This window comes from Leucobacter fengyongliangi (genome assembly GCF_052386045.1).
Genome location: NZ_CM126356.1, coordinates 1,322,903 through 1,345,102, shown reverse-complemented (window position 1 = coordinate 1,345,102; position 22,200 = coordinate 1,322,903). Strand labels below are relative to the sequence as shown.

Genomic DNA, 22,200 nt, shown 5'->3' with positions numbered 1-22,200 from the left:
TGTTCCACTTGTGAGGGAACATGACTTCGGCAATGTCGCAACATTTGACGCTGCGGCATCTCAGTTGCGTGCCGCAAGGTATCGCACCGAGTTGCACGTGAGAGAGATTCCCGCGCCAGATCGCATAGCGCCACGGTCGATCGCGTTCTCAGCAGGAGTCGCACAGGGCAGCGCACATCCGGCCGAGGATGCCGGAGACTCGCCATTTGGGGCTGGTCGCCTGGTGCTGATGCACGATCCGGCTTCTGCCAGCGACTGGGGTGGTCCATTTAGAATCGTGTGCTTCGCACAGGCGCCGCTCGAGGTCGAAATCGGTGTGGACCCGTTCATAGCAGACGTGGCATGGTCATGGCTCATCGATGCCCTCCATTCCCGCGCGGCGAACTACACCTTCGCCTCGGGTACGGCTACCAAGACATTGTCAACCGGCTTTGGCACGCTCGAGGAGCAAGAAGACACCGCTCAGATCGAAATACGTGCGTCTTGGACACCGCTGGGTGATGACTTTGCGCCCCATGGCGAGGCGTGGAGCGAGTTGCTCTGTCTTCTTGCTGGCCTTCCGCAGCAAGAAGGCGTGGCATCTCTGAGTGCACGTCGGGGCTCTCGCGGCAATACTCGCGGGGCATAGCCGTGGTAGAACAATCAGACCTGGCCGCAGACTGGTCGCTCGTCACAGATCTGTCCGCGCTTGAACATGCGGCCGAGCGGATCGCGGCTGGTACAGGTCCCGCCGGTGTCGATGCGGAACGCGCGTCCGGGTTCCGCTACGGGCAAGAGGCTTATCTTGTGCAGGTACACCGTCAGGGTGCGGGCACGTTCCTTTTCGATCCAACCGCGCTTGATACTTTCGAGCCGCTCGCCGATGCTCTGCGCGGTGAAGAGTGGATCTTGCACGCCGCAAGCCAAGATCTTGCCTGCCTCGAGACACTGGGCCTCATTCCTGAGCGACTTTTTGACACCGAACTGGCATCTCGTCTGCTCGGATTTGATCGTGTGGGACTGGGAGCTATCGTTGAGCAGCTGCTCGGCATTCGCCTCCACAAGGCACATTCCGCCGCAGATTGGTCAACTCGCCCTCTGCCTGAACCGTGGCTGGAATACGCGGCGCTCGACGTCGCGTTGTTGCCAGACCTGCGCGAACTGGTTGCGCGCGAACTCGGGGCACAGAACAAGGTTGAGATTGCACAGCAGGAGTTTGAGGCCGTCCTGAATCGAAGCCCCAAACCTTTGCCCATCGAGCCCTGGCGCAAGCTCGCCGGGGGCAACCGCTTGAAAACTCCGCGCGAGCTCGCGATCGCCCGAGAGCTTTGGTATGCGAGAGACGATTTGGCCCGCAGCAGCGATGTTGCGCCTGGCAGGCTCCTTCCCGATGCCTCACTGATTGTCGCCGCCTCCACAAACCCACGCTCAAAGGGCCAACTGGCTGGCATCAAGGAGTTTCGGGGCCGCGCCAGTCGTACCGAGCTCGACCGCTGGTGGAACGCTGTGCTACGAGGAAAGACCTCGGAGGATCTTCCGGGTCAACCAGCTCGAGTCGCTGATGCCATGCCGCATCATCGAAACTGGGGGCAGCGATACCCGGAGGCTGCAGCACGTTTGGCGGCCGCGCGTGAGGTTGTCGCGGCCGAAGCTGATCGGCAGCGCATGCCGATCGAGAATCTCCTCACCCCTGATACCCTGCGTCGGCTGGCTTGGGATCCACCAGCAGAACCGACCGCGGAAGCGATCGCCCATCGACTCGCTGAGCTCGGCGCACGCCCGTGGCAGTGTGTAGCAACTGCACCGATTATTGCTCGCGCTTTTGTAGAAACACGATAGTTTGGTCCGGATCGCTCGAACTCCCCACGGTGATTCCACACGTGCGTGCCCCACTGTTGAGACTCAGTTCCTAAGATGGAAGCTGACGCTGAAAACCCATCCGATGGAGGCATAGTGGCCGCAATGAGAGAAGTCGTGTTCGTTGATGGGGTTCGCACCCCATTCGGGCGCGCTGGCGAAAAAGGCATGTATTGGGGCACTCGGGCTGACGACCTGGCCGTCAAGGCGCTGCAAGGGCTCATCGAGCGAAACCCCGGCTTGCCGTTAGACCGCGTGGATGACGTGGGTATCGCCGCGACCACACAGCAGGGCGACCAGGGGCTGACACTGGGTCGCACCGTGTCAATGCTTGCTGGTCTTCCAGTGACCGTGCCCGGGTACGCGCTCGACCGAATGTGCGCCGGCGCCATGACCGTGGCTTCAATGATGGGGGCTGCGATCGGTGCCGGGCAGTATGACCTCGCTATCGCTGGTGGCGTGGAGCACATGGGTCGTCACCCCATCGGACTCGATGCCGATCCGAACCCACGTTTCGTGGCCGAGAAATTGGTAAGCCCGGACGCACTCAACATGGGAATCACCGCCGAGCGACTACACGATCGCTTCCCAGAACTCACCAAGGAACGCGCTGATCGGTTCGGAGTGGCTAGCCAGCAGAAGGTGCAGGCGGCCTACGATCGTGGGGACATTCAACCCGATCTCATCCCAGTCGCGACCCGCAGCGAGAGCGGCTGGGGCCTCGCAACTGAGGACGAGGGCCGAAGGCCCCAGTCCACCCTCGAGGATCTCGCCACGCTGCGCACGCCCTTCCGGCCGCACGGCAAGGTCACCGCGGGCAACGCGTCCCCGCTCACTGACGGGGCTACGATGTCGCTCCTCGCGGGTGCAGACACCGCTCAAGAACTTGGCCTCACGAGCAAGATGAGACTCGTGGGCTTCGCCTTCGCGGGAGTCCAGCCGGAGGTCATGGGGCTGGGACCAGTCCCATCAACCGAGAAGGCGCTCAAACGGGCCGGCTTGCAGATCACTGACATCGGCCTGTTCGAACTCAACGAGGCCTTCGCTGTGCAGGTGCTCTCCTTCACTGATCACTTCGGGATCGCCGATGACGACCCCCGGGTGAACCCCTGGGGCGGTGCAATTGCTGTGGGTCATCCGCTCGCTGCCTCCGGGGTGCGCTTGATGCTCCAGTTGGCTCGCCAGTTCGAGCAGCGGCCCGACGTGCGCTTTGGCATCACCGCCATGTGTGTTGGCCTCGGCCAGGGCGGCACGATGATTTGGGAAAACCCCCACTTTGACGGCAAGAAGGGCAAGTAACTCGCCATGACCGATTACACGAAGATCGATTTCTCCCCGCTCATCGATGCGGCCGAGGGCGAAGTTGTGACGCACAGTTTCGTTCGCGACCTTGCGCTCCCTTCGGGCGGCACGCTCGCGCTCATCACTCTTGACAACGGTGCCGATTACACACGGCCCAACACGCTCGGCCCACTTACCCTCCACGAGTTGAACGGCGTGCTAGATGCGCAAGCAGCCCGCGCTGCCGCAGGCGAGATTCAGGCCGTCGCGATTACCGGGAAGCAGTTCATTTTCGCTGCCGGGGCCGACCTGTCGAAAGTCTCAACGCTGGCGACGGAACAGAACGCGCGACTCATGGCCCAATACGGCCACCATGTGCTGGGAAAATTCCGCGGGCTCGGCGTTCCCACCTTTGCATTTGTGAACGGCCTTGCACTCGGCGGCGCGATGGAAATCGCGCTGAACTGCGACTACCGCACGCTCGATTCTTCGACCGCTGCGCTCGCCTTTCCGGAGGTCTTCCTGGGAATCATTCCGGGGTGGGGTGGTGCAACACTCGTTCCCAACCTCGTCGGCATCGAGCGGGCAATCGAGATCATTGTCTCAAACCCGCTGAAGAACAATCGCATGCTGAAACCGGAGCAGGCGCTTGAGGCTGGTCTGTTTGATGTCATGTTTGGTGCAGCCAGCTTTCTCGAGCAGTCTGTTCGCTGGGCGGACCGTGTACTGACCGGCGAGCAGAAAGTGGATCGCCCACACGTGCCCGGCAAGACCGAACGACTGATCAAATGGCCCGCGGCGATCAAGATCGCACGCGACACCCTGAAGGCTCGCATCGGAAGCGCTGCAAAGTCTCCCTACGTTGCGCTGGAGCTGCTCAGCGCAGCAAAAGACAACAACATTGAGCGCGGGTTCGAGCGCGAAGACGAGGCGTTGACTGAGCTAATTTCCGGCGATCAATTCCACGCCTCGATCTACGCATTTGATCTGGTGCAGAAGCGAGCCAAGCGCCCGGCAGGGGCGCCCGATCGCAAGCTCGCTCAGCCTGTGCAGAAGGTCGGTGTAATCGGTGCCGGCCTCATGGCCAGCCAGTTCGCTCTCCTGTTCGCACGCAAGCTGCGCGTACCAGTTCTCATTACCGACATCGACCAGGCCCGAGTCGACAAGGGCCTCGACTATATTCGGGGCGAGATCGACAAGATGATGGCCAAGGGTCGTCTCACATCCGACGACGCGAACCAGCTCAAGGGCCTCGTGCAAGGAACGACAGACAAGTCTCTGTACGCCGACTGCGACTGGGTCATTGAGGCCGTCTTCGAAGAGCTCGGCGTGAAGCAGCAGGTCTTCGCAGAGATTGAGCCAATCATCAGCGACACCGCGATCCTTGCGACGAACACGTCGTCCCTCTCGGTGGAGGAGATTGGCGTGAACCTGCGGCACCCCGAGCGACTCTTGGGATTCCATTTCTTCAACCCGGTTGCGGTGATGCCACTGATCGAGGTCGTGAAGGTGCCCAGCACCGACGATGCCGCTCTCGCAACCGCGATGGAGGTCGCGAAGCGACTGGGGAAGAGTGCGGTCATCACCGCGGATCGCCCTGGTTTCGTCGTGAACCGATTGCTCGCGAAGGTGATGGGCGAGGCCGCACGCGCCCTCGACGAGGGCACGCCCATGCCGGTGGTGGAACGTGCGCTCGCACCGATCGGGTTACCGATGGGACCGTTCGAACTCATCGATCTCGTCGGTTGGAAGGTCGCCGCGCACGTGCAGGACACGATGGTGCACGCATTCCCCGAGCGCTTCTACGCATCGACAAATCTGCACGCGATCGCTGAGCTCACTGATCCCCTGATTAAGAACAAGCATGGCAAGGTTGAGGATCTGTCTCGCGAGGCCAAGAAGGCGCTCGCCTTCGGCAACTCGGCGGTGACTGAAGACGTGATTCTCCGTCGGGTGGAAGACGAACTCGCTGGCGAGATCAAGATCATGCTCGACGAGGGCGTTGTCGCCGCTGCCGAGGACATCGATCTGTGCCTGATCTTGGGCGCGGGTTGGCCCTTCCAAGCTGGCGGAGCGACCCCATACCTCGACCGAGTCGGAGCGAGCGAGCGGGTCTTTGGATCGACGTTCCACGATCCCAGGATTGCTGGCACCGGGTTGTAGACTCGGCCACAACTAGCGAAGGCCCGATTCACCTCAGTGGATCGGGCCTTCGCTAGTTACTCTGAAGCGTGTCCCGGGGGCTCCGGTTTTGCCACCGGGATTCGCTTGCCGTGAACCTGATCTGCCACGTCGGCGGCGATCTTCTCGGCGGTGAGCCCCGTGTACTCGAGTAATTCGGCGCGAGTTGCGTGCTCTAGAAACTCCGACGGCGTTCCCAGCTCGCTCACCGCGGTGTCGACACCAGCGTCTCGAAGGGCCTGCCTGATTCGCGTGCCGATTCCACCCACCCGGATGCCATCCTCGATGCTGATCAGGAGTCGATGCGCTCGCGCAAGATCGACGACGGAATCGGGAACGGGCACAACCCAGCGAGGGTCGACGACCGTAACCGTGATTCCCTGTGCTGCCAAGAGATCCGCCGCATCAAGTGCAACACGGCTCATCGGGCCCACGCCTACGATGAGCACGTCGCGCCAGGCGGCACCCCCGTCGTCTGCCTGTTCCAAACGATCTTCGCGCAGGATGTCGACGCCGTCGTCGGTTCGGCGCACTGCCGGTACGTTGATTCCTACGCTGCCCTTGGGGAAGCGGAGCACGGTGGGCCTGTCTTCGACCCGAACGGCCTCGCTCAGGAGCTCGCGTAGGTTCGGCTCGTCCCGGGGTGCGGCGATCCTGATTCCGGGAACCACCTGCAAGGTTGCGAGATCCCACACACCGTTATGACTCGCCCCGTCGGGGCCCGTGATGCCAGCTCGGTCAAGTACAAATGTGACGCCGGCTCCATGCAACGCGACATCCATTAACAACTGGTCGTATGCGCGATTCATGAAGGTTGCGTACATTGCGACCACCGGATGCAACCCCCCGTAGGCGAGACCCGCGGCGGTTGTCACACCGTGTTGCTCAGCGATCCCAACGTCGTACACGCGGTCGGGAAACTCGGCTGCGAAGGCGTCGAGCCCGGTGGGTGCGAGCATGGCGGCAGTGATCGCGACGAGTCGAGGCTCCTCACGGGCAAGCTCAAGCATGTGTTCGCTGAATACCCCGGTGAAGCTCTTCCCTCCACCGTTCTGCAAAGATTCACCGGTCTCAGGATCGATTTTGCCGATAGCGTGAAACTGATCCGCTAGATCATTCTCTGCGGGCGCGTATCCCCGCCCCTTCTCCGTGATGATGTGCACCAGCGTGGGACGACCGTAGCCCTTGGCCTGGCGGAGCACCTCTTCCACGGCCTCGAGGTTGTGGCCGTCGACGGGACCGAGGTACTTTATATCAAGGTTCGAATACAGGTCCTGGTTGTCACTGACCCGACTCACAAAACCACGCATTGCACCCCGTGCGGCCCGATACACGGTGCGACCTGGAGCGCCAAACGCAGAGAAGAGCTTCTCGCTCCCCTCCTGCAGGTCGCGATAGCTGCCCGTGGCGCGAACGGAGTTCAAGAAGCGTGCCATCCCACCGATGGTCGGCGCGTACGAGCGACCGTTGTCATTCATCACGATGATCAGGTTGCGGGAGTTGTCATCGGTGATGTTATTGAGTGCTTCCCAGGTCATCCCGCCCGTCAGCGCGCCGTCACCCACGACCGCGACGACGTGCCTGTCCTGCTGGCCCGTCCGGGCAAAGGCACGAGATATTCCGTCGGCCCAGCTCAGCGAACTGGACGCGTGCGAACTCTCCACGATGTCGTGAGTCGACTCAGAACGCTGCGGATAGCCAGCGATGCCCCCCCGCTGCCGGAGCCTGGAGAAGTCTTTCCGACCGGTCAGGAGCTTGTGAACGTAGCTCTGGTGCCCCGTATCCCAAATAATCGGGTCGTGCGGCGATTCAAAGACCCGATGCAGCGCGATCGAGAGTTCGACCACGCCGAGGTTGGGCCCCAAATGGCCCCCGGTCTTCGCTACCTCTGCAATGAGAAACTCACGAATCTCCGCGGCGAGAGCTTCCAGCTCGGCCAGAGTCAGCGCGTCCAGATCGCGCGGGCCGTCGACCCGATCGAGAATTGCCACCCAAAACCTCCGACTCGCCCGAGGCAGGTGCCACGGGAATTCTCACCATCTTATCCACCCTGAAGAGGGGCAAACTGGGGACGAACAAGGTAGCGCGAGCCCCAGAAAACTAGGTGGCCCGGGCGCAATGCGCCCGGGCCACCTAGTCGCTGTAACCGCTAGACCAGCGAACGGAGCACGTACTGCAGAATGCCACCATTGCGGTAGTAGTCAGCTTCGCCAGGGGTGTCGATACGCACCACAGCGTCGAACTCAACCACGGTTCCGTCGGTCTTGCGTGCCGCGACGCGGAGCGTCTTCGGCGTAACGCCTTCGTTGAGCTGAGTCACGCCATGAATGTCGAACGTCTCGGTACCGTCAAGGCCCAGATCGTCGGCACTGGCACCAGCGGGGAACTGCAGCGGCAAAACACCCATGCCGATCAGGTTCGAGCGGTGAATACGCTCGAAGCTTTCAGCAATAACCGCCTTCACTCCAAGGAGGCTTGTTCCCTTGGCTGCCCAGTCGCGGGACGAACCAGACCCGTATTCCTTACCGCCCAGAACAACCAGGGGAATGCCAGCCGCCTGATAATTCTGGGCGGCATCGTAGATGTACGACTGCGGCGCACCCTCTTGGGTGAAGTCACGCGTGAATCCGCCCTCAACGTTGTCGAGAAGCTGATTGCGCAGGCGAATGTTCGCGAAGGTTCCGCGGATCATCACTTCGTGGTTGCCGCGGCGGGATCCGTAGGTGTTGAAGTCCTTCGGTGCAATGCCGTTGGCGACGAGGTACTGCCCTGCCGGCGTCTCTGCCTTGAAGCTACCGGCCGGGCTGATGTGGTCAGTCGTGACCGAATCACCAAGCTTGGCCAGGACCCGAGCTCCGGAGATATCGACCACGGGCGAGGGCTCCAACTGCATGCCCTCAAAGTACGGTGCCTTGCGCACGTAGGTTGACTTCTCATCCCACGCAAACGTGTTTCCCGCGGGAGTCGGGAGCGAACGCCACAGCTCGTCACCGTCGAACACGGTGGCGTACTTTGAATTGAACATGTCAGAGTCGATCGAAGCGTCAGCAATCTGCTGCACCTCCACCGGATCTGGCCAGATGTCGCGCAGGAAGACATCCTGGCCATCAGTCCCCTGGCCGAGCGGCTCAGTATCGAAATCAAAGTCCATCGTGCCGGCAAGCGCGTAGGCCACGACCAGCGGTGGGCTCGCAAGGTAGTTCATCTTGATGTCGGGGTTAATTCGACCCTCGAAGTTTCGGTTGCCCGAGAGTACCGCCGTGACGGCGAGGTCGTTCTCATTTACCGCTTGCGAGATCTCTTCGTTCAACGGGCCGGAGTTTCCGATACACGTCATGCAGCCGTAACCGACCAGGAAGAAGCCGAGCGCCTCAAGATCGTCACGAAGGCCCGACTTCTCGTAGTAATCAGTCACAACTTTGGAGCCGGGGGCCAAAGTCGTCTTCACCCATGGCTTTGCCTTCAGACCCAACTGGTTCGCGTTACGAGCGAGCACACCAGCCGCAAGCATGACCGAGGGGTTCGATGTGTTGGTGCACGAAGTGATCGAGGCGAGGGTTACCGCGCCGTGATCAATTGCGAACTCGTTGCCCTGCTGATCCTTAACCTTCGCGGGGTTCGATGCCTGGGCGTAGTTGACCAGGTCGGTTTCGAACTGCGCCTTTGAGTTCGTCAGCTCGATGCGATCCTGTGGACGCTTCGGGCCCGCGATCGACGAGACGACGGTGCTGAGGTCAAGCTCAAGGTACTCGCTGAAAACGGGCTCCTTGGCGGGATCGTGCCACATGCCCTGGGCCTGTGCGTAGGCCTTGATCAGTTCGAGCTGTTCCTCGCTGCGACCGGTGAGACGCAGGTAGTCGAGGGTCACATCGTCGACTGGGAACATCGCCGCGGTCGAGCCGAACTCCGGGCTCATGTTGCCAATGGTGGCACGGTTCGCGAGCGGCACGGAGCCAACCCCCTCGCCGTAGAACTCAACGAACTTGCTCACCACACCGTGCTTGCGCAGCATCTGAGTGATCGTGAGTACCACGTCGGTAGCAGTCACCCCAGCAGGAATCTGGCCCGAGAGCTTGAAACCGACAACTCGCGGAATCAGCATCGAAATGGGCTGGCCCAGCATGGCGGCCTCGGCCTCGATGCCGCCCACGCCCCAGCCCAGCACGCCGAGACCATTCTCCATAGTGGTGTGTGAATCAGTGCCGACACACGTGTCGGGGTATGCCTGCAGCACGCCGTTCACTTCACGCGTGAAGGTCACTCGGGCGAGGTACTCGATGTTGACCTGGTGCACAATACCGGTGCCCGGGGGCACAACCTTGAACTCGTCGAAGGCACCCTGGCCCCAACGTAGGAACTGATAGCGCTCACCGTTGCGCTGGTACTCAATTTCGACGTTCTTTGCCGCTGCACCCGCGGTGCCGTAGGCATCAGAGATAACCGAGTGATCGATGACCAACTCGGCGGGAGCCAGCGGGTTGATCTTGTTTGCGTCGCCACCGAGCTCAACGACAGCCTCACGCATCGTCGCCAGGTCTACCACGCAGGGCACTCCGGTGAAGTCCTGCATGATGACCCGCGCAGGGGTGAACTGAATCTCGGTGTCGGGTTCAGCCGAGGGATCCCAGTTGCCGATGGCCTCGATGTGCTGCTTCGTCACATTCGCACCGTCTTCGGTGCGAAGCAGGTTTTCCAACAACACCTTGAGGCTGTATGGAAGTCGCTCGTGTCCGGGCACTGCGTCAATGCCGTAAATCTGGTACTGCTTGTCGCCAACCGCCAGGGTGCGCTCGGCCCCAAAGCTATTGAGTGATGTCATCACCGCTCCATTCGAATTTATCTCGATATCGAGACAATTCTACACGGAGTTTGCTTGCGACGCAGCGAACCGCTGGAAGCCGTACGGCGAGTCATTCGTCCGATGATCGAATGACTCACAAATCGTCGCCCGGACGGTGTGACGCTGAGGCCGCTGCTGCAGCCTCAGCCAGCCCGCGCTGAACCGCGCTCACCCTGCTTAGCACGAGCCAGGTGAAGAGCACCGCGACAGCGAAAAGCGGAATTCCCATGACGAGTCGCGCGATGCCAAGCGCTTCAACGGCGCCGGGGTCACCCGCGTTCGCCGCGAGGTAGAGCGGCAACTGCACAGCCAACCGCGCTGCGAAGACCGCGATCCACAGCACGGTGCAGAGGGTGGCCGCCCGACGGAGCATGGGAATTCGGCGCCATTCGGTGAGTGACCCACGAAGAAAGCCAAGCAGGAGACCAATGAGCGGCCACCCGACGAGGAGCGAGACCGTGTGAGCGATGATCCACGCCCCGTTAATCCAGAAACCCGGCAGAAAGTAGTCCTCACCGCGACCGGTGAAAAGCGTTGCGACCACACAGACCAGCACGCCCAAGAATCCTGAGAGTGCCGCGGAGAGTGGCTCCCGACGGAGCAACCTCGCCACAATCGCGATCACCGAGATGACAAGTGGGGCAATCACCGATACCCGGGCATCTTGGGTGAGGACAAAGACCACGAGATACACCGTGGCAGGGATCAGTGACTCGAGCACCCCGCGAAGCCCACCGATGGCCTCAAGAACGCCCCTCGCGGAAATCGACTCACCACTCATTCCGGCGGCGACGGCGCGACCGAGACCTCCCCCGGCCAACGGAGGGTCGCCCGGGGCCCGAGCTTGGCCGTCTTGGCCAGATCCCCCGTCAGAATCCATCACGCTTGAGTGGCCTCGCCGGTCGCGCCCTGCCCGACCCCGGCTGGGACCTTCAGCGGCAACAGTTCGCTTGGTGGCATTGGCTGATCGCCGCGAACGACGACCATTTCCCGAAACACCTCGAGCGTCTTTTCGCGTGCATCTGCATCCACTGCGCCCCTGCCCATGAGCACGCCCCGCAGCATCCATCGGGGGCCATCCACGGCAAAGAATCGAACTGGCCGAGTGCCACCGCCCTGCTCTGCAGGGACAGGGGACTCGGTCATCAGCTCCGGACCGAGCAGGCCGTTCTCGATCTGCACGCGAGCACCCTGGCTCGCGAATTGCGCAGCGATTTCGTCGCGGACTCGGTTCCACAGGCCGCTTGACTTTGGCGCAGAAAACGCCTGCACCTGCAACACCGACTCCGCATATTCAAGGGTGACGGCGACGACTCGTTTGGTCCGCTCCTCGACCTCGAGCCGCATTTGCAGTCCTTCCCTGGGCGCAACCTTAATGCCACCCAGGTCAACATAGGGACGCATGGAAGGAACCTCGCTGGCATCGAAGGGCCCCGAAGTTTCGCGATCCGCTGGAGCAGATTTGCTCTCATCAACCCCGGTCACGTCGTGACCCTCCGGGTCGCGAACCTCTAACTCGTCAGCTGGTTGTGCAGTGTCGTCGCTCATACCTTGAATTCTCCTTCATTCTCCGACGTGGCGAAACCGGGTGTCCGAGCGCCTAGCCAACCGGGTGCTCTCGCAGGCCGGTGGATCCGAACCCACCGGTGCCTCTCTCGCTCTCGGGGAGGTCTGCGACGGGAACGAAGTTGGCACGTGACACCGGCATGACAATAAGCTGTGCAATACGATCACCCGGTTCAATCGCGAAAGCATCGTGCAGGTCTGTGTTCAGAAGCGGAACGCGAATCTCGCCCCGGTAGCCAGCATCGATCGTTCCGGGCGAATTGAGCACCGTAATTCCGTGCTTCACTGCAAGTCCACTGCGTGGCACCACAAACGCGACATAGCCCTCAGGTAGCGCGAAGCGAAGCCCTGTTCCGACGAGCGCCCTCCCCCCGGGCGGCAGCACGAGCGCCTCCGTACTTCGCAAATCAGCCCCCGCATCGCCGGCCTGGGCGTATGCGGGAATGTGCGCGGGTTCGGCAAGGACGGGAAGCATCACGACATCAGTCACCCCGTTAGGGTAGCGGAATTCCGGGGCCGTGCGCTGGCACGCCGCTGCCTGATCCATCACGCTCAGCTTCAGCGATCACGCGCCGGGAGATAATCGACCCATGCCCAAACCCACTGATTCAACAGATATCCCTGCCGACTCCACGAGCCGGAGCTATCGTGAGCGGCTCGCTCCCGGGCCAGGGCTCTACCTCGCTCTGCTGTTGCTGATCCCGTCGGTCATGCTGACGGTGACACCGCTCAGTTCGGTGTGGGCTCTCCCAGTAGCAATCGGCCTCTACCTGGTCATCGGAGGCTCGCTCTTCGCGCTTGCGCCGACGATTGAAGTCAGCAATGGACAGCTCATCGCCGGATCGGCTCGGATCGCCGTTTCCCTGCTCGGTGACGTTGAGACCCTAGGTCGAGATTCACTTCGCGCAGCCCTTGGTCCGGGCCTTGACGCGCGCAGCTTTCTCCTGGTCCGCGGCTACATTCACAGCGGAGTTCGGGTTTCGGTCATGGACCCCAGCGACCCGACGCCACAGTGGATCCTGACGACCCGGAAGCCTGAGGAACTTCGCGCGGCCGTCCGCGTTGCGCAATCGGCGTAGCTACGCAGCGCACTCCGCGCATACGGGACCAAGGTCGGTCTGGTGATCCATCTGGGAACGATGGCGCACCAAGAAGCAATTCACGCAGGTGAACTCGTCGTCCTGCTGTGGGAGGACAACGACATCGAGCTCCATGTCTGAGAGGTCGGCACCGGCGAGTTCAAACCCGGGGTTGTCGGAGTCTTCTGAGTCGATGGCAGATGAACCCTTCGCGGGCACCCGCTCTTTGAGAGCCTCGATCGAGTCGGTCTCTTCGTCATTCTTGCGGGGGGCATCGTAATCGGTGGCCATGCTCTGCAGCGTTCCCTGTCTGTCGTGGTGGGTGTTACCCTTCGGCGGGCATAGTTTGCACCACAACACCCACTTGACGCAAACCCGACACCCTGAACTCAGTAAAGTTCAGACGAGCAAGCGCGAAGAGATTTGCTCACCCGCCGGGTCAATGGCGGTGAAGCGACTCCAATCGTGACACCCTGAGTGCAATCACGGGAGGAAGTGACAATGGATGAACTGCGCTTTGTGCGACGCGAAGACCAGTCTCTGGTCGTCGCAGACAACGACGGAAACGAGCACAAGCTCATCGTCGACGAGACGGTATTCGCGGAACTTCGGCATCTCAGTCGTCGGGAGCGCGAAGCCCCGCGGGTGAACCCGCGGGAGATCCAGTCTCTCGTGCGGGCTGGAAAGTCCCGCGCGGAAATCGTGGAGATCACCGGCGCGGAAGACACCGACATCGAGCGCTACGAGGAGCCGGTGCTTGCAGAGCGGCGGTTCATCTTGGCCTCTGCCCACGCGGTTTCGGTGCGCACGAGTCCGATTGAGGGCTCGGAACAGCAATTCGGTACCGTCATCGCCGAGCGACTGGTTGGTCTGGGCGCAGAAGACGCACAGTGGCGCTCGTGGCGCGACGATGAGGCCGGATGGATGATCGGTCTCGACTTCACCTCGCACGATGTGGCGCATCGCGCCATCTGGTCGTTTGAGCACCGCAAGGGTCTGTTGGCCCCCCTCACACCTGATGCTGTAACGCTGTCGCAACAGGGCGAGGTGGGTGAACGCCTGATCCCGAAGCTGCGGGCGGTTGACGCCAGCACTGAACGGGATCGATTCGATTCCGGGGCCTTCGACCCCGAGTCGCTCTCGCTTGACCTGGGTGACCGCGAGACTGATGGATCCGATCTGGCCGAGATCTCCCCGAGCGGAGCAGACGCAGCACGCGCAGCGGGTCACCCCTCAACCGGCTCGATTCCCATCGTAGATTCAACCGCTGAGTTTGCTCGCCGTCGGGAGATCGATCAACGAGCAATCAACTCACCAGACGACGAGCTTCCCGACCTCGGTCAGACCGCTGACCTTTTGGATGCGTTGCGCAGACGGCGGGGCGAGCGAGATGCGCAGCCCCAGGATGGTCTCCCCGTTGCTCCGTTTTCGGAAACAGTCAAGGATGAGCGCGTCGGTGACGCATTCCTCGTCACCGACATTGGATCAGCGACGCACACCCCAACACCGACACCGACACCGACACCGACCACTGATGGGGCTACTCTTCCCCGTGTGGACTCACCGACCCCCTCGGAGAAGCCCAAGAAAGGAAAGGGTCGCGCAGCAATCCCCAGTTGGGACGACATTCTCTTCGGCACTCGGAGCGACGAAGATCCGGCCTAATCCGCTGGCGACGTGAGGTCTGTCGCGGCGGCAATCGCAGCAATCCGGCCCACTGTCGCGGCGAACCCGCTTCCGTCGAGCACCCCACCAAGCGCGAGGGGCACCCCACGCTCTTCCGAGCTCAGTCCGCCGTGCTGACCCACCATCGCGCGCGTTTCTGGGCTGTCACCAGGCAAGGTAAAACACACCTGCCCTCGGGCGGCGACGATGACTTCGCCGAGGCGTTCGGCCACCCCGGCTGCCATGGGGCCAAACCAGTTTGCCGCGATCGCCTCACCACGCGTCCCAACCCAGGCGAGCTTGCCGAGCGCAGCCCCCACCCGCTCAGCGACGCTCTCCGGGTCAGTTCCCACGTGCAGGTACAACGAACGCATGCGCGGCTCTCCCCCGACTTCCGAGACGCCGCTGAACTCCTCGGAATCGACACCGAGTTCGAGTCGTCGGTGTTCGGGCACATCGATCATGCCGTGATCCGCCGTCACCACCACCCCGACGTCTCCGGGCAGGGTGCGCAAGAGATCGTCGAGCGCTGCATCCAATTGCTCAAGTCGCTTTAGCCAGAGGTCACTTTGCCAGCCATCGGCGTGTGCGGCCTTGTCGAGCTCATCAATGTAGAGATAGGCCACGATCGGCTCACCGGCCCGCAACAGGCGAGAGGCAATCGCACAGCGATCCGCAATCGTCACTGCACCGTGATATTCGGCTCCCGAGAGAATCGCCTCTGTCAGCCCACCGGTGGCGTGCGCCGGTCTCCCGATGGCGACAGGCCGCGCACCCACGGCTGCTGCAAATTCAAACAGCGGTGTGGATCGCTGCCAGGCCCGTCGATCGGGAATGTCGCGCCAGTCTTTCAGCGTGCTCAGCAGACCCTGTTTGGGGTGCCGAATTCGGTAGCCGATGAGCCCGTGCTCGCCGGGAAGGCGCCCAGTTGTGAGGGTCGTGAGGGCTGCTCCTGTGGTCGACGGAATAACCGTTTCGATGCGGCGAGAAGGCAATCTGGAAATGGAACGGGCGTGCGCTGCTCGCGCCTGCAGATTCGCGTGGCCAAGCCCGTCGACCACGACCATCACGAACGATCGGAGTGGCGGAAGCGAGCCGTCGTCGAACACCAGGTTGTTGCCGAGTTCGCTTGGGGCGAGCTTGCAGGCGCGCGCGAGGAGCTCCACGGGGTCTGCGCCGAGGCCACGAGCAACCGCGGCAAGCCCGGTGGGCAGAATCGCGGCCAGCCTCGCGCCGTTGTCGGTGGCGATCGGTAGCATGAGCACCATCGTAACCACACAGGGGTTGTAAGTAGTGACTGATCACACCGCCGGCGCCGCATTAGAGCGCATCGAAGACATCGATATCTCCAGCGAAATGGAGGCATCATTCCTTGAATATGCCTATTCGGTGATCTATTCTCGAGCCCTTCCCGACGCTCGTGATGGACTGAAGCCGGTTCAGCGTCGCATTCTCTTCATGATGACCGACATGGGATTGCGACCCGAAAAAGGCCACGTCAAGTCCGCGCGAGTGGTCGGCGAGGTGATGGGCAAGCTGCACCCGCACGGTGACTCCTCCATCTACGACGCGCTCGTCCGGATGGCCCAGAACTTCGCGATGCGTCTGCCCCTCATCGACGGGCACGGGAACTTTGGCTCACTCGATGACGGCCCCGCGGCATCACGGTACACGGAAGCGCGGCTCGCCGGAGCCGCGCTCGCGATGACAGAGTCGCTAGACGAAGATGTCGTCGATTTCGTCCCAAACTACGACAACCAGATCATGCAACCCGACGTGCTGCCGGCGGCCGTGCCGAACCTGCTCGTGAACGGCGCGAGTGGCATTGCAGTGGGTATGGCTACCAACCTTGCGCCACACAACCTCATCGAGGTGGTCGAGGGCGCTAAGCACCTCCTGTGGCATCCAGAGGCCACGCTTGAGGAGCTGATGGAGTTCATTCCTGGGCCAGATCTTCCCGGAGGCGGGGTCATCGTTGGCCTCGATGGCATCACCGATGCCTACCGCACCGGACGCGGGGCGTTCCGCACCCGTGCTCAGGTCAAGATCGAGCAGCTCACCGCGCGAAAAAACGGACTGATCGTCACGGAGCTCCCGTACCTGGTTGGGCCTGAGCGAGTGATCGAAAAGATCAAACAGGGGGTCGAGAATAAGAAGCTCTCAGGAATCAGTGACGTTGCCGACTACACGGACCGAAAGAACGGTCTGCGTCTGGTCATTTCGCTGAAGACCGGTTTCAGCCCCGAGGCGGTACTCGAACAGCTCTATCGCTTCACCCCGCTCGAAGACTCGTTCAGCATTAATTCCGTCGCGCTGGTGAATGGGCAGCCCCAAACTCTCAGCCTGCCTGAAATGCTGCGGGTGTTCATCGAGCATCGCCTCTCCGTTGTCAAGCGTCGGAGTGAGTATCGGCTGCGAAAGCGACGTGAACGCCTGCATCTCGTTGAGGGTCTACTCGTGGCGATTCTCGACATTGACGAGGTCATCCAGCTCATCCGCACGAGCGACGACTCAGAGACCGCGCGCGGCCGACTCATGCAGGTGTTCGATCTCAGCGAGGCCCAGGCGGAGTACATTCTTGAGCTCCGGTTACGTCGGCTCACCAAGTTTTCACGGGTTGAGCTCGAGGCGGAGCGTGATCAGCTCCGCTCCGACATCGATGCCCTGCTCGAGATTCTCGGTAACAGAGACCGGCTGCGTCAGGTCGTTTCAGACGAGCTTGACGCGGCAGCCCAGGCCTACGGCACTCCCCGGCGTACCGTGCTGACCGGAGCTGTCGCCCGGCCGAGTCGCGCGGCAGCCCTCGGCGTCACCGCGCTCCAGGTTGCAGACACCCCCTGCACGGTGTTGCTTTCGGTGACCGGGCGAGCCCTCAGGATCGACCGAGACCCCGAGGGACCCGTGTACCAGGGTAGATCCTCCAGACCCAACAAACACGGTGCCCTGCGATCCGCTGTAGCGACGACGGTGCGCGGCGAGGTCGGCGCGGTACTTTCCGATGGCCAAATTCATCGGTTCACACCGGTGGATTTGCCACTTGTGCCCGGCGCCTCGGTTGCGTTTTCTGCGGGCGTGTCCCTCACCTCGTACCTGGGTCTCACTGACAGGCAACAGCGGGTCGTCGGGCTCGTTGAGCTTGACACCGAGACTCCCGTCGGCCTCGTCACTGAGCAAGGCGTCGTCAAGCGCGTCGTGCTGCAAGACCTCCCGGCCAAGTCCGAGTTCGAAATCATGAGCCTGAAGCCGGGAGACAGGGTTGTGGCGGCGTTCACAGCCCCTGACGATTCCGAGTTCGCTGTGATCGCCAGCGACGCGCAACTGCTGCGCTTCGGCGCTTCGGCCGTGCGTCCGCAAGGCCGAGGTGCCGGCGGCATGGCAGGCATGAAGTTAGGCGTCGACGCACGCGTCATATTCGCGGTCGCACTGCCCCACGACGCACCCGCTCAGGTCGTTACGGTCGCTGATAGTTCACTGACACTGCCCGGAATCGACGTAGCCACCGCGAAGGTGTCCGATTGGTCTGAGTTCCCCGCGAAGGGACGCGCGACTGGCGGAGTCCGAGCACATCGGTTCCTCAAGGGAGAAGACCAGTTGTCCTGCGGTTGGGTCGGAGTCGGCGAACCTCGAGCACTGGCACTTGACGGAAGCGTGCGCAAATTGCCGACCGAGAACGCCAAGCGCGATGGGAGTGGCACGCCCATTGATGGCGCTGCCGCATTCATCGGCTCGGCTCCCTAAGCGTCGATACGCTCCCGGTCGAGGTCATCAGCGTTATCGACGATGAATTCCTTACGAGGAGCAACCTCGTTGCCCATCAGTAATTCGAAAATTTGCGCTGCATTGTGGGCATCGGCCACCTGCACACGACGCAGTGTGCGGTGCTCGCGATCCATCGTGGTCTCAGCGAGTTGGTCGGCATCCATCTCACCGAGACCTTTGTATCGCTGAATCGGTTCGAGGTACTTCTTGCCTCGCTTCTGCAGGTCTGCAAGCAGATTCCGAAGCTCGGGCTCACTGTACGTGTACGTCACGTCATTGGGCTTCTTGCCGGGCTGAGGCACGATAACGCGATGCAAAGGCGGCACCGCGGCGTAAACTCTGCCCGCCTCCAGCATGGGACGCATGTACCGGAAAAACAGGGTCAACAACAGGGTACGAATGTGAGCGCCATCGACGTCCGCGTCGCTCATCAGAATGACCTTGCCGTAGCGCACCGCATCCAGATCAAAGTCACGCCCCGACCCAGCCCCAATCACCTTGATGATCGAACTGCACTCTGCGTTGTTCAGCATCTCGGCGACCGATGCCTTCTGAACGTTCAAAATCTTGCCCCTGATGGGTAGAAGCGCCTGGTACTCGCTGTCTCGTGCGGGACGCGCGGTTCCCAGCGCACTGTCGCCCTCCACAATAAAAAGTTCGGTGTCTGCGACGTTTCGCGATCTGCAGTCGATGAGTTTCGCCGGCAGTGTCGAACTCTCAAGGGTGCTCTTTCGGCGCGCGGTGTCCCGCTGGGCACGAAGCGCGATGCGCGACTTCATCTCGGCGACCATCTTTTCGAGCAGAGACCCCGCCTGCGCCTTGTCGTGCTTCTTCACCGAGGCGTAACGTTCTTCGAGGCCTTTCGCCACTGCGCGTGCGACGATCTGACGCACTGCGGCAGTTCCGAGTACCTCCTTGGTTTGGCCTTCAAACTGCGGTTCGGGTACTCGCACCGAAATCACCGCAGTGAGACCTGTGAGAATATCGTCCTTCTCAGGCTTGTCGCTGCCCGACTTCAATTTGCGTGCGTTCGTCTCAATCTGTTTCCGAAAGAACCGCACAAGACCCTGCTCAAAGCCAGCGACATGCGTTCCACCCTTGGGTGTGGAAATGATGTTCACGAAGCTCTGTACCTCGGTGTCATATCCGGTGCCCCAGCGCATCGCAATATCTACCTCGCAGCTTCGCTCGACCTCTCGAGAGACCAGTGCACCCGATGCCTCATCCATGACCGGGACGGTCTCAGTGAAGCTTCCGGTATCGGTCAGCCTCCATGTGTCAGTTAGTGGACCGTCTACCGCGAGGAAGTCAACAAATTCACTCAGCCCACCCTCATACCGGAACTGATGAATCGCGGGATCACCGGCTTCGGAGAGCGACTCAGCGCGCTCGTCCCGTATCTCAATACCCAAACCCGGCACCAGGAATGCCGTCTGCCGCGCACGGGAGACCAACGATTCGGGTTCGAAGCGTGCGGTCTGCAAGAAAATTTGCGGATCAGCCCAGTAGCGCACACGCGTGCCTGTCACTCCTCGGGCGACTTTGCCCACAACTCGAAGTTCAGATGCATCTTGGAAGGGAGTGAACGCGCTGTCTGGGCCATCCCCTGCGAACTGACCGGGTTCACCATGCCGAAACGACATGGCCCAGGTCTTTCCATCGCGATCAACTTCAACGTCGAGACGAGACGATAATGCGTTCACCACTGATGCTCCGACACCGTGGAGACCGCCGGACAACGCGTATCCGCCACCTCCAAATTTGCCGCCCGCGTGCAACTTGGTGAAGACCAGTTCGACCCCGGTGAGTCCGCTCTTCGGCTCAAGATCGACTGGCACCCCTCGGCCCTTGTCGCTGACCGAGACACTGCCATCGGCATGCAGAACGATTCCAATTTCAGAACCGTGCCCAGCGAGTGCCTCATCGACCGAATTGTCGATGATCTCCCACAGGCAGTGCATAAGCCCACGGGAATCGGTGGTGCCGATGTACATCCCGGGACGCTTGCGTACGGCTTCCAGCCCCTCCAGCACCGTGAGGTGGCGAGCTGAGTAATTCGAATCGGCCACGTATGTAATTCCTTCCGCCAGAACCCTCTTACCCTAGATCAGCTCGGTGAATTTGGGGGGTTGGCTCTCCGCCAGTGAATGAATCTGACACCTTCCCGACGCAAGAGAGCACCTTAAGCTACGCGGTCAGCGAAACATGACCCGAACTGAGAGTGAACGTCAGCGAAACGTGGTTTGATGGGGACAACTAGACCAGGAGAGCGGAGGATGCCATGACGACTCTGGAGCAAGATCGCACCGAGACTACCGTCGCCGCCGATCGACCCATGTCGGGTCTTGACCGTTGCGATAGCTGCGGTGCACAAGCTTATGTGCGTGCAGTGCTCGGCGGCAGTGAGTTGCTCTTCTGCGGCCATCACGCCCGGAAGCACGAAGAGAAGCTAAAGCCGATCGCCGAGGTGTGGCACGATGAGACACACAGGTTGAGCGCGTAATACGCGACGCATACGAAAAGAGCCGGGCCCGTGGGCCCGGCTCTTTTCGACTGTCGACCTACTCGAGGTAGTCGCGCAGTTGCTGGCTGCGGCTGGGGTGACGCAGCTTCGCCATGGTTTTCGATTCAATCTGACGAATGCGCTCTCGTGTCACACCAAACGTGTCACCAATTTGATCGAGAGTCTTCGGCATGCCATCCCCGAGCCCGAAGCGCATGCGAATCACGCCCGCCTCGCGCTCGCTGAGTGAATCGAGTAGTTGCTCGAGCTGCTGCTGCAGCATTGTGAAGCCGACCGCGTCGGCTGGAACCACAGCTTCAGTGTCTTCAATCAAGTCACCGAATTCGCTGTCTCCATCTTCACCCAAGGGCGTGTGCAACGAGATGGGCTCGCGGCCGTACTTCTGCACCTCGACAACCTTTTCAGGTGTCATGTCAAGCTCGCGACTCAGCTCCTCAGGAGTGGGCTCGCGACCGAGATCCTGCAGCATCTGACGTTGCACACGAGCAAGCTTGTTGATGACTTCAACCATGTGTACCGGAATACGGATGGTGCGAGCCTGATCGGCCATCGCGCGCGTAATGGCCTGGCGGATCCACCACGTGGCGTACGTCGAAAACTTGAAACCCTTGGTGTAATCGAACTTCTCGACCGCACGAATGAGGCCCAGGTTGCCCTCTTGAATCAGGTCGAGGAACTGCATGCCACGGCCGGTGTAGCGCTTCGCGAGCGAAACCACCAGGCGCAGGTTCGCCCCGAGGAGGTGACTCTTGGCACGTTGGCCATCTCGAGCGACCCACTTCAACTCGCGCTCAAGCTTCTTGGGCAGACTCTTCTCGGTCGCGAGCTTTTCCTCTGCGAACAAGCCGGCTTCGATGCGCATTGCGAGTTCGACCTCTTCGGCAGCGTTCAACAACGCAACCTTGCCAATTTGCTTCAGGTAGTCCTTGACCGGATCGGCAGTTGCGCCAGGGATCAGGGTGGTGACGGTTGGAACATCTTCTTCGTCGCGAGCCTTCAGCACGATTGCGCCGGTCGGCAAGGGCTCGGTCATGGTTGAGTTCGACGTGCCCGACGCACCCTCTTCATCAGAGTCGTGATCGTTCATGCCGACATCGACGCCCTCTTCGAGCTTCTCGTCATCTTCGAGGATGTCTGCGACGGCTGCCTTTGCGGGCTTGCGTGCAACGGTCTTGCGAACCACTGCTTTCTTTACCGCAGGCTTCTTTTCGACTGCATCCTTCTTCTCGGCCGCAGGCTTCGCTGCAGCCGTCTTTTTAGCGGCAGCCGTCTTGGAAGGGGCGCGCTTCGCGGCGGTCTTCGGTTCCGGAGCCGCTGTTGTCTGGGTCTCTGACGCGGACGATTCGGTATCGCCCCCGTTGACCTTCGATTGTGCGGAGGTCTTGGACGTAGATGCAGTCGCCACGCGGCCGCCTCTCTGTGTCGGAGCTGGTGTTCTGTAACTGGCTCGATCGAGCCAAAGTCAGCAT

Annotated in this window: 17 protein-coding genes; 8 read left to right on the top strand and 9 right to left on the bottom strand. The window is 61.4% G+C overall.

Annotation, left to right across the window (positions count from 1 at the left end):
* Positions 1-10: 10 nt before the first annotated feature.
* From ACTNFK_RS06270 to ACTNFK_RS06255, 4 genes are all read left to right on the top strand, one after another.
* Positions 11-628, top strand: coding sequence for a DUF3000 domain-containing protein (locus tag ACTNFK_RS06270; protein ID WP_433647111.1), 618 nt, complete (start codon positions 11-13; stop codon positions 626-628).
* Positions 625-1,818, top strand: coding sequence for an HRDC domain-containing protein (locus ACTNFK_RS06265; RefSeq protein WP_433647204.1), 1,194 nt, complete (start codon positions 625-627; stop codon positions 1,816-1,818). The genes ACTNFK_RS06270 and ACTNFK_RS06265 overlap by 4 nt, the downstream gene beginning before the upstream one ends.
* 123 nt (positions 1,819-1,941) lie before the next feature.
* Positions 1,942-3,135, top strand: a complete 1,194-nt coding sequence (locus ACTNFK_RS06260) for a thiolase family protein (RefSeq protein WP_433647110.1) — start codon at positions 1,942-1,944, stop codon at positions 3,133-3,135.
* Positions 3,136-3,141: 6 nt separating this feature from the next.
* Entirely contained in the window at positions 3,142-5,280 is a 2,139-nt protein-coding gene (locus tag ACTNFK_RS06255; protein WP_435935865.1) for a 3-hydroxyacyl-CoA dehydrogenase NAD-binding domain-containing protein, read from the top strand.
* A 56-nt stretch (positions 5,281-5,336) separates the two neighbouring features.
* Here the strand turns inward: ACTNFK_RS06255 and dxs are convergent, their stop codons facing one another.
* The 5 genes from dxs to dut all read right to left on the bottom strand — a co-directional run bounded on the left by dxs (position 5,337) and on the right by dut (position 12,179).
* Positions 5,337-7,289, bottom strand: coding sequence for a 1-deoxy-D-xylulose-5-phosphate synthase (dxs, locus tag ACTNFK_RS06250; RefSeq protein ID WP_433647107.1), 1,953 nt, complete (start codon positions 7,287-7,289; stop codon positions 5,337-5,339).
* A gap of 158 nt (positions 7,290-7,447) precedes the next feature.
* Entirely contained in the window at positions 7,448-10,117 is a 2,670-nt protein-coding gene (gene acnA, locus ACTNFK_RS06245) for an aconitate hydratase AcnA (protein ID WP_435935866.1), read from the bottom strand.
* A 115-nt stretch (positions 10,118-10,232) separates the two neighbouring features.
* Complete coding sequence (locus ACTNFK_RS06240) at positions 10,233-11,018, bottom strand: DUF3159 domain-containing protein (protein WP_435935867.1); 786 nt, start codon at positions 11,016-11,018, stop codon at positions 10,233-10,235.
* Positions 11,018-11,686, bottom strand: a complete 669-nt coding sequence (locus ACTNFK_RS06235) for a DUF3710 domain-containing protein (RefSeq protein ID WP_435935868.1) — start codon at positions 11,684-11,686, stop codon at positions 11,018-11,020. The genes ACTNFK_RS06240 and ACTNFK_RS06235 overlap by 1 nt, the downstream gene beginning before the upstream one ends.
* 52 nt (positions 11,687-11,738) lie before the next feature.
* Positions 11,739-12,179 carry a dUTP diphosphatase gene (gene dut / locus ACTNFK_RS06230; protein ID WP_435935989.1) on the bottom strand — a complete coding sequence of 147 codons (441 nt, stop codon included), beginning with the start codon at positions 12,177-12,179 and terminating at the stop codon, positions 11,739-11,741.
* A 115-nt stretch (positions 12,180-12,294) separates the two neighbouring features.
* On the opposite strand from dut, the gene ACTNFK_RS06225 reads away from it, so the two are divergent.
* Positions 12,295-12,783, top strand: coding sequence for a DUF3093 domain-containing protein (locus ACTNFK_RS06225; protein WP_435935869.1), 489 nt, complete (start codon positions 12,295-12,297; stop codon positions 12,781-12,783).
* Here the strand turns inward: ACTNFK_RS06225 and ACTNFK_RS06220 are convergent, their stop codons facing one another.
* A complete protein-coding gene (locus ACTNFK_RS06220) occupies positions 12,784-13,074 on the bottom strand; it encodes a DUF4193 domain-containing protein (RefSeq protein ID WP_433647099.1) in 291 nt (96 codons plus the stop codon).
* A gap of 210 nt (positions 13,075-13,284) precedes the next feature.
* Between ACTNFK_RS06220 and sepH the strand changes: the two genes are divergently transcribed.
* Positions 13,285-14,448 (top strand): septation protein SepH, encoded by a 1,164-nt coding sequence (sepH, locus tag ACTNFK_RS06215; protein ID WP_435935870.1) that lies wholly within the window; start codon positions 13,285-13,287, stop codon positions 14,446-14,448.
* Here sepH and ACTNFK_RS06210 read toward each other — a convergent pair.
* Entirely contained in the window at positions 14,445-15,707 is a 1,263-nt protein-coding gene (locus ACTNFK_RS06210; RefSeq protein WP_433647095.1) for an alkaline phosphatase family protein, read from the bottom strand. The genes sepH and ACTNFK_RS06210 overlap by 4 nt on opposite strands.
* A gap of 34 nt (positions 15,708-15,741) precedes the next feature.
* Here ACTNFK_RS06210 and ACTNFK_RS06205 point away from each other — a divergent pair, with 34 nt between their 5' ends.
* A complete protein-coding gene (locus ACTNFK_RS06205) occupies positions 15,742-18,186 on the top strand; it encodes a DNA gyrase/topoisomerase IV subunit A (RefSeq protein WP_435935871.1) in 2,445 nt (814 codons plus the stop codon).
* On the opposite strand, the gene ACTNFK_RS06200 is transcribed toward ACTNFK_RS06205, so the two are convergent.
* On the bottom strand, positions 18,183-20,276 hold the full coding sequence (locus tag ACTNFK_RS06200; protein ID WP_435935872.1) for a DNA gyrase/topoisomerase IV subunit B: 2,094 nt from the start codon (positions 20,274-20,276) through the stop codon (positions 18,183-18,185). The genes ACTNFK_RS06205 and ACTNFK_RS06200 overlap by 4 nt on opposite strands.
* 212 nt (positions 20,277-20,488) lie before the next feature.
* Between ACTNFK_RS06200 and ACTNFK_RS06195 the strand changes: the two genes are divergently transcribed.
* Positions 20,489-20,710 carry a DUF7455 domain-containing protein gene (locus ACTNFK_RS06195; RefSeq protein ID WP_435935873.1) on the top strand — a complete coding sequence of 74 codons (222 nt, stop codon included), beginning with the start codon at positions 20,489-20,491 and terminating at the stop codon, positions 20,708-20,710.
* 58 nt (positions 20,711-20,768) lie between these two features.
* Here the strand turns inward: ACTNFK_RS06195 and ACTNFK_RS06190 are convergent, their stop codons facing one another.
* Positions 20,769-22,136: an RNA polymerase sigma factor gene (locus ACTNFK_RS06190; protein WP_435935874.1), complete on the bottom strand. Its 1,368-nt coding sequence runs from the start codon at positions 22,134-22,136 to the stop codon at positions 20,769-20,771.
* Between the last annotated feature and the right edge of the window lie 64 nt (positions 22,137-22,200).

Bases quoted from the DNA above. Each gene is read 5' to 3' on its own strand.
- ACTNFK_RS06260 (WP_433647110.1), top strand. From the start codon at position 1,942: ATGAGAGAAGTCGTGTTCGTTGATGGGGTTCGCACCCCATTCGGGCGC.
- ACTNFK_RS06255 (WP_435935865.1), top strand. From the start codon at position 3,142: ATGACCGATTACACGAAGATCGATTTCTCCCCGCTCATCGATGCGGCC.
- acnA (WP_435935866.1), bottom strand. From the start codon at position 10,117: ATGACATCACTCAATAGCTTTGGGGCCGAGCGCACCCTGGCGGTTGGC.
- ACTNFK_RS06240 (WP_435935867.1), bottom strand. From the start codon at position 11,018: ATGGATTCTGACGGGGGATCTGGCCAAGACGGCCAAGCTCGGGCCCCG.
- ACTNFK_RS06235 (WP_435935868.1), bottom strand. From the start codon at position 11,686: ATGAGCGACGACACTGCACAACCAGCTGACGAGTTAGAGGTTCGCGAC.
- dut (WP_435935989.1), bottom strand. From the start codon at position 12,179: ATGCTTCCCGTCCTTGCCGAACCCGCGCACATTCCCGCATACGCCCAG.
- ACTNFK_RS06225 (WP_435935869.1), top strand. From the start codon at position 12,295: ATGCCCAAACCCACTGATTCAACAGATATCCCTGCCGACTCCACGAGC.
- ACTNFK_RS06220 (WP_433647099.1), bottom strand. From the start codon at position 13,074: ATGGCCACCGATTACGATGCCCCCCGCAAGAATGACGAAGAGACCGAC.
- sepH (WP_435935870.1), top strand. From the start codon at position 13,285: ATGGATGAACTGCGCTTTGTGCGACGCGAAGACCAGTCTCTGGTCGTC.
- ACTNFK_RS06210 (WP_433647095.1), bottom strand. From the start codon at position 15,707: ATGCTACCGATCGCCACCGACAACGGCGCGAGGCTGGCCGCGATTCTG.
- ACTNFK_RS06195 (WP_435935873.1), top strand. From the start codon at position 20,489: ATGACGACTCTGGAGCAAGATCGCACCGAGACTACCGTCGCCGCCGAT.